The organism is Limnohabitans sp., from assembly GCF_044373035.1.
In the GTDB taxonomy this organism is placed as follows: Bacteria; Pseudomonadota; Gammaproteobacteria; order Burkholderiales; family Burkholderiaceae_C; genus Limnohabitans_A.
The window spans coordinates 1-6,993 of sequence record NZ_JBILQU010000121.1 but is presented as its reverse complement, the minus strand read 5'-3'; the positions used below and the strand labels follow the sequence as shown (position 1 = coordinate 6,993).

The 6,993-nt window shown below is 58.8% G+C and carries 8 protein-coding genes and 1 pseudogene; 4 read left to right on the top strand and 5 right to left on the bottom strand.

Translation table 11 applies throughout. The features are described 5' to 3' along the window. Both ACIQ47_RS13715 and ACIQ47_RS13710 read left to right on the top strand, forming a co-directional pair. A partial coding sequence (locus ACIQ47_RS13715) for a hypothetical protein (protein WP_396438650.1) occupies positions 1-319 on the top strand: 319 nt, incomplete at its 5' end. 69 nt (positions 320-388) lie between these two features. After that, on the top strand, positions 389-778 hold the full coding sequence (locus ACIQ47_RS13710) for a hypothetical protein (protein WP_396438649.1): 390 nt from the start codon (positions 389-391) through the stop codon (positions 776-778). A gap of 104 nt (positions 779-882) precedes the next feature. Here ACIQ47_RS13710 and ACIQ47_RS13705 read toward each other — a convergent pair whose 3' ends face one another. Both ACIQ47_RS13705 and ACIQ47_RS13700 read right to left on the bottom strand, forming a co-directional pair. Then, positions 883-1,362: an L-2-amino-thiazoline-4-carboxylic acid hydrolase gene (locus tag ACIQ47_RS13705; RefSeq protein WP_396438648.1), complete on the bottom strand. Its 480-nt coding sequence runs from the start codon at positions 1,360-1,362 to the stop codon at positions 883-885. Between the two features lie 49 nt (positions 1,363-1,411). Continuing rightward, positions 1,412-2,326, bottom strand: a complete 915-nt coding sequence (locus tag ACIQ47_RS13700) for an SDR family NAD(P)-dependent oxidoreductase (protein ID WP_396438647.1) — start codon at positions 2,324-2,326, stop codon at positions 1,412-1,414. Positions 2,327-2,461: 135 nt separating this feature from the next. Between ACIQ47_RS13700 and ACIQ47_RS13695 the strand changes: the two genes are divergently transcribed. Further along, positions 2,462-3,340: an NUDIX hydrolase gene (locus ACIQ47_RS13695; protein ID WP_396438646.1), complete on the top strand. Its 879-nt coding sequence runs from the start codon at positions 2,462-2,464 to the stop codon at positions 3,338-3,340. 63 nt (positions 3,341-3,403) lie between these two features. Continuing rightward, complete coding sequence (locus tag ACIQ47_RS13690) at positions 3,404-3,769, top strand: Hpt domain-containing protein (protein WP_396438645.1); 366 nt, start codon at positions 3,404-3,406, stop codon at positions 3,767-3,769. A gap of 88 nt (positions 3,770-3,857) precedes the next feature. On the opposite strand, the gene ettA is transcribed toward ACIQ47_RS13690, so the two are convergent. From ettA to ACIQ47_RS13675, 3 genes and pseudogenes are all read right to left on the bottom strand, one after another. Then, the gene (gene ettA / locus ACIQ47_RS13685) at positions 3,858-5,519 is read right to left on the bottom strand and encodes an energy-dependent translational throttle protein EttA (RefSeq protein WP_396438644.1); all 1,662 of its coding nucleotides are present in this window, start codon (positions 5,517-5,519) and stop codon (positions 3,858-3,860) included. 137 nt (positions 5,520-5,656) lie between these two features. Continuing rightward, positions 5,657-6,589, bottom strand: a complete 933-nt coding sequence (locus ACIQ47_RS13680) for a 3'-5' exonuclease (RefSeq protein WP_396438643.1) — start codon at positions 6,587-6,589, stop codon at positions 5,657-5,659. Between the two features lie 26 nt (positions 6,590-6,615). Beyond that, positions 6,616-6,993 (bottom strand): annotated as a pseudogene (locus tag ACIQ47_RS13675) (SAM-dependent DNA methyltransferase); the annotation flags it as partial.

Sequence of the window (6,993 nt, the reverse complement as noted above, 5' to 3'; positions counted from 1 at the left end):
CTGGTGGTGGAATGCCGATGAAAGTGGTCGAGGCTTCTTCATCGAAATGCAAGGCAACACCTTATTTCTCGCTGGGTACATGTACGACTCCGCAGGTCATGCGGTCTGGTACATCGCCTCCGGAGCGGCCGCCGACTTGAGCCTGGAAACATCATGGTCTGAATATGCCTATGGGCAAACTTTGACGGGCCCTTATCAAGCGGCGCAATTGAAAAGCAATGCGGTTGGCCTCTTGAATTTGGTGTTCAGCAGTCCACAAAAGGCTGTGCTGAAGCTGCCCGGCGAAGGGGCGGTAGCCCTGAAGCGGTTTGAGTTCTGATCGCTGGGGAACTGAACCTGAATTTATCCAGTGATAACATCTATCCAACTTGCACACAGGAATAAAGAAATGAGAGTCAGCGCCGTAACTCTTGTGCTCGCTGCCAGCATGGCGATCACCCCTCCAGCTTTGGCCTCCGAAATTTGTTCTCAATTGCCGGATGCATTGCAAGCAATTCCTGTCAACCACATCAGTCAAAACAGTGAACTGTTGAGCTTGGACAACAAATTGGATTTTTATCTCAGACCCTGTCGTGCTCAAGTCACGGAGCAAAACAAAAAATCCATCTGTGCAAATGGCAAACTGGTTGCCGAGCAGACATTGAGGGTTGTCGCCCGGATTGATCAAGCTGGCTCTAGAAATCCGTTTTTGGCCAATGCAAAAATCAGGTCCTACGCCAATGGCTCTGATCTGTTAGAGCGTATGAAGCAGTTGCGCGCCAACGGAACATGTCTCTAACTTCGATCAAGTCATAACGAATCGGTGGACCCTACCGCCCAAGTCATTGGGTTTGACCCTTATTGCGCATGCCCTTCGCCTACGGACCGCAGCGCGCATCGTGACTACCCAATCGGCTTCTCGTTGTAGCGGTAACGGAAGGTGCAGCAGGACGAGCCCCCCATGATGGTCTGCTTGCGCTCCAAGGAAATATTCGGGTCATAGCCTTGGCAAAACGTGCCGTCTCTGTTGCATGAGAGCAAATGGCCGATCTTGCCCAAGCCCAGTTCCTTGTAGGTCTCGGCATACTGGCAGCGCGTGATGTCGAAGTCGAACACTGAGTCGCTGGCTTCAAGCACCTTCATCTCCAGCGCGCCGTCGCTTGTCCAGTGTTCATAGAGCTGGATGAAGTCGGCCATGGAGGTCTGGCCACCGGCCTTTTCTGCAAAGTACTGCCCTTCTGCCACGGCAGCCTTGCGAATAGCTGTATCCAGTATCAAGGCTGCACGCGCCTCCCCGATTTGTTCCACCATCTCCGCATAGATGGGGCCAATCACCTGGGCCTGGAGCTTGCGCTTGGTGAGGGTAGGGATTTCTGTTGTCATGAATGAACCCGTTTGATTGGAAGAAAAATTAGATGCACCGGGGTAGGCGTCATGTAGTGCCGTGCGCCTTCATGGCCTTGCCCACTTCCAGCGTCCCTTGCTCTGAACCGGAGCGGGGCACCATTTCACTTTGGCGGTCGGTCACCTGCGCCATGGCCTCGGCCAGGCGCTCGGCGGTGTCGGGGCCGGTGCCCAAATACACACCTTGCGTGAGCGTGATATGCGCCACCTCAAAGCTGCCTGCGCCTGCGCAAATGATGGTGCGGTTGGGGGCATCGTCGCTGGCCATGACCAGCATGGCGGGCACCACGGCGCTGGGGGCCAGGGCTTGCAACACGGCTTCGGGCATCAGGCCTTCGGTCATGCGGGTGGCCGCGGTGGGGGCCAGGCAGTTGACGCGGATGTTGTGTTTTTCACCCTCGATCGACAGGGTTTGCATCAGGCCCGTCAGCGCCATCTTGGCCGCGCCGTAATTGGCTTGGCCAAAATTGCCATAGAGCCCGCTGGACGAGGTGGTCATGACGATGCGCCCATGGTTTTGCGCCTGCATGAGGGGCCAGACGGCTTTGGTGCAATGCACCGCGCCCATGACGTGCACATCCATCACCAGCTTGAAGTCGGCCAATGCCATCTTCGCAAAGCTTTTGTCGCGCAAGATGCCCGCGTTGTTGACCAGAATGTCCACCCGGCCCCAGGCGTCCACCGCTTGCTGAACCATGGCTTTGACGGCCTCAAAGTCGGTGACCGATGCGCCATTGGCCAAGGCTTCGCCGCCCGCTGCGCGGATTTCATTGACCACCGCTTGCGCCGCCGACACCGAGCCGCCCACGCCATGCACATCGCCGCCCAGGTCGTTGACCAACACCTTGGCCCCACGCGCTGCCAGCGCCAGCGCGTGCTGCTTGCCCAAACCGCCGCCAGCGCCCGTGACGATGGCCACGCGGCCTTTGAAATCGATGCTCATGTGTTTTCCTTGTGACATTGAAAGACGGGACTGACCTGATTCATCTGCTAATCTGGCCCCGATGACCCTGCAGCCCGCTGCGCATGCACTTTAAACCAGCCCCCGGGCACTGCCTGTTACCCGATTGACATCCTCATGGAATTGAACACCGAAATCCTCACCACACCTCCCCTGGACGCCGCCACCGTGGTCATGCTGCGCGATGGCCCGGGCGGCTTGCAGGTGCTGTTGATGCGCAGGCATCAGGCCTCAAACGTGCTGGGCGGGGTCTATGTGTTTCCAGGCGGCAAACTCGACCCGCAAGACCAGCACCCCGCCTGGTTGCAAAGCCTGAGCCAAAACAGCGCCACCTTGCAAGAAAGGCTGGGCGAACCCGATATCCCCGCCGCACGCGCTTCGGGCCTCTTTGTGGCAGCCATGCGCGAAGCCTACGAAGAGTGTCGCGTCCTTTTGGGCTGTGCCCAGCATGCCGAGCCAGTGGCACAATCTTTGGTGCAGGCCCTGCTCAGCGGGCAGAACTGGCACGAAGCCTTCCAGTCTCAAGCGCTGACTTTGCACACCGAGCCTCTTTTGCCTTGGTGCCGCTGGATCACACCGCGTCAGGCCTCGGTCACCAACAAGCGCTTTGACACCCGGTTTTTTGTCACCCAAGTGCCCGACAACCAGTTGGCTGAACACGACAACTTTGAGGCCACAGAAGTGCTCTGGATACAACCGCGCCTGGCGCTGCAGCGCTATTGGGACCGCGAAATCGAACTGGCTCCGCCCCAGATCATGAGTCTGGTGCACCTGAGCCGCCACTCGAACGCCCAAAGCGTGCTGGCCGAGGCGCAAAGCCGACGGCCCCCAGTGGTCGAGCCTGAGCCTTTTGACCAGGACGGCATCCGCACCATTTGCTACCCGGGCGATCCGCGCCATTCGGTCCGGCAGGCGGCCTTTCCAGGCCCGAGCCGATTGATGTTCAAAAATAAACGTTTTGAGCCCGAATTGGGCTTGGCCGCTTTGCTTGACTAGAATACGCAGTGAACACGTTTCATTTGGTTACGTGATTTTTGTATTCACTTGTAACTTCGTCTCATGAGCCAAACACCTCAGCCGATTTATTTGTCCATTGAGCGGGCCATGGAATTCATTGGTGACGCCAATGGCGTGTTGTCCCTGCTCAAGACGCTGCAGCAAACCCTGAGCGATGATTTGCCACAGCTGCAAGTGTTGCTGGAGAAAGGCGATGTGTACGCAGCCAACCGCATCCTGCATCAACTCAAGGGCTTCACGCCTGTGTTTTGCGTGGACAGCCTGGTCGAGCGGGTGGTCATGGTCGAAGGCCTGAGCAAGCACGGTGAAACCAGCGAGGTGAGTGCCGCTTATGACCTACTGGCCCCGCAACTTGAAGCCTTGCGCTTGGAAGCGATTGCGCACCTGGACAACCACGCCCAGGGTTGAGGCCCCAAAACTCAGCAGCCGCTGACTTTTTTACCCTACACATGACAACGGGCCCCTTGGGGCCCGTTGTCTTGCACAAAGCAGCTGATTACTTCAAAGCCTTGAAGCGCACGCGCTTGGGTTTGGCGCCTTCTTCGCCCAGACGCTTTTTCTTGTCGGCTTCGTACTCCTGGTAGTTGCCGTCAAAAAACACCCACTGGCTGTCGCCTTCGGCGGCCAGAATGTGCGTGGCAATGCGGTCCAGGAACCAGCGGTCGTGGCTGATGACCATGATCGAGCCTGCAAATTCCAGCAGCGCATCTTCCAAAGCACGCAAGGTTTCCACGTCCAGGTCGTTGGAGGGTTCGTCCAGCAGCAACACGTTGCCGCCTTCGATCAGGGTTTTGGCCAGGTGTAAACGGCCGCGTTCACCGCCCGACAACATGCCCACCTTTTTCTGCTGGTCGCCGCCGTTGAAGTTGAAGCGCCCGCAATACGCGCGGCTGGCCATCTGGAACTTGCCCACGTTGATGATGTCCAGACCGCCCGAGACGTCTTCCCACACGGTTTTGCTGTTGTCCAGGTCATCGCGGTTCTGGTCTACAAAGGCCATGCGCACGGTTTGGCCAATCTTCACCTCGCCGCTGTCGGGCTGCTCTTTGCCCGCGATCAGCTTGAACAGGGTCGACTTACCGGCACCGTTGGGGCCGATGATGCCCACGATGGCGCCCGCAGGCACCTGGAAACTCAGGTTGTCGATCAGCACACGGTCACCAAAGGACTTGCTGACGTTCTTGAACTCGAACACCTCGTTGCCCAAACGTTCAGCCACAGGGATGAAGATCTCCTGGGTCTCGTTGCGTTTTTGGTAGTCGTAGTCAGACAACTCTTCAAAGCGGGCCAGACGCGCCTTGCTTTTGGCCTGACGGCCCTTGGGGTTGGCACGCGACCACTCCAGTTCTTTCTTCATGGCCTTGGAGCGGGCATCTTCGGTGCGCTGCTCGGTGGCCAAACGGGCGTCTTTTTGCTCCAGCCAGCTGGAGTAGTTGCCTTTGTACGGAATGCCGGAGCCCCGGTCGAGTTCCAAAATCCACTCGGCGGCATTGTCCAGGAAATAACGGTCGTGGGTGATGGCCACCACGGTGCCCGAAAAGCGTTGCAAGAACAGCTCGAGCCAGTCCACACTTTCAGCGTCCAAGTGGTTGGTGGGCTCGTCCAGCAACAACATGTCGGGGCGCGAGAGCAGCAAACGACACAAGGCCACTCGGCGTTTTTCACCGCCAGACAGTTTGCCGATGATGGCGTCCCAAGCGGGCAGGCGCAGCGCGTCGGCCGCGATTTCGAGTTGGTGCTCTGAAGCATCGCCTGCGGTAGAGATGATGGCTTCGAGCTTGGCCTGCTCGGCGGCCAGCGCATCAAAGTCGGCGTCTTCTTCGGCGTAAGCGGCGTACACCTCTTCCAATCGGGCTTGCGCGGCCTTGACTTCGCCCATGCCGCTTTCGACGGCTTCACGCACGGTCTGCTCTGGGTCCATGATGGGTTCTTGCGGCAGGTAACCGATCTTCAGACCCGCCATCGGAATGGCTTCGCCTTCGATTTCTTTGTCGATGCCCGCCATGATCTTGAGCAAAGTGGACTTGCCCGAGCCGTTGGTGCCCAGCACGCCAATCTTGGCACCGGGGAAGAAAGACAGCGAAATGTCTTTGAGAATATGACGCTTCGGGGGCACGATCTTGCCAACCCGGTTCATCGAAAATACGTATTGAGCCATGTGTAACCCTGAATAAAAATAGGCAGAGACCGGGCACCCCAAGGGCGTCGGCTCTGCACCGCGAACCTGCCTGTGGGGTCAGGCGCGGCCTGTGCAACCTGGCATTATCCCAGCTTGCCAAGCTTGTGCATGAAAAATCAGACCGCCCGCTCCGTCAACAGGCCCGATCGGCTGGAATACTGCACCCGGCTGTCCATCGCTTCGAGCTGCACCCGGGCGTTGCGCTGACCATAGACCTCGGCGCGCAACCAAGCGCATTCGGCGTCCAGCAACGCGTCAGAGCCCAAACTGCACCACCAAACACGGCCATCGCCGTCCCAGCGGTAACCGCGGGCTTTGAGTTTGTCCTTGGACTCAAACGGCGCTCCCGTGGCGCGCAGCTTGTAGCGCGTCTGGTCTGCCCCGGTCAACAGTCGCAACAAACCGGTTTGGCCATCGGCCAGGGGCGAAGCCAGCACCTGCAGCAAGGCATGGCAGTCCACCTGCGCCCGGTGCGCGTCGTAAAACCAACCACGCTCAGACGCCAAAAATTCCAGTTTGGCCGAGCCACTGCCTTCTTTTTTCCAGTCGATGCCCATGAACGAACACCCCCAGGCCTTGCCTGCAAACACAGGCAAACGCGCCTCGACAAACGGCCGGTCAAACCCGGCGTTGTGCGCCACGATCAAATCGGCCTGCTGCACCAGCGCGGTCACGGCCGCATCGTCGATCCGCAAACCCTTGACCATGCTGTCGTCGATGCCGGTGATCTCGGTGATCTGGGCCGGAATCGGCTTGCCCGGGTCTTCAAACGATTCGTAAATGGTGACCGGCCCCACGGGGAAACCTGTGGCCGTATCCACCAGCACCGACAACATGGCCAGCTCGATGATGCTTTCGGTTTTGCTGTCCAGCCCGGTGGTCTCGGTGTCCAGCACGATCACGCGCTGGGTGGTCTGCCCGTTCACAGCGCCATAGTCGCTGCGCGGCACCAAGCGGCGCAAGACGCGAAAGTCGGGGTGCTGCGCCAGCGCCTGGGCCATGGCTTCGGGGTTGGTGGGCGAATCGACAGGCGCGTCGAAAAAACTCATTTGTTGGGTTTTGGTCATAGGCGTTATTAAACCGCCTCTTCGGGCACTTCGGCCCCCAAATCACCCGCAATCAGCTTGAACTGTTCCAGCGCGGCCTGCAGGTCTTCCACAATCTCTTGGGCAATCACGGCGGGCGCGGGCAGGTTGTCGCTGTCGGCCAGGCTGTCGTCTTTGAGCCAAAAAATGTCCAGGCTCGTCTTGTCGCGGGCGATCAGCTCGTCGTAACCATAGGCGCGCCAGCGGCCATCGGGGTTGTCTGCACTCCAGGTCTCGGCCCGTTCGTGGCGCTTGCCCACCTTGTACAAGTTCACAAACTCGTCCAGGTCGGCCCGGCGCAGCGGGTTGGTCTTGAGCGTGAAATGCTTGTTGGTGCGCAGGTCGTAAATCCAGAGCTTCTTCGTCCA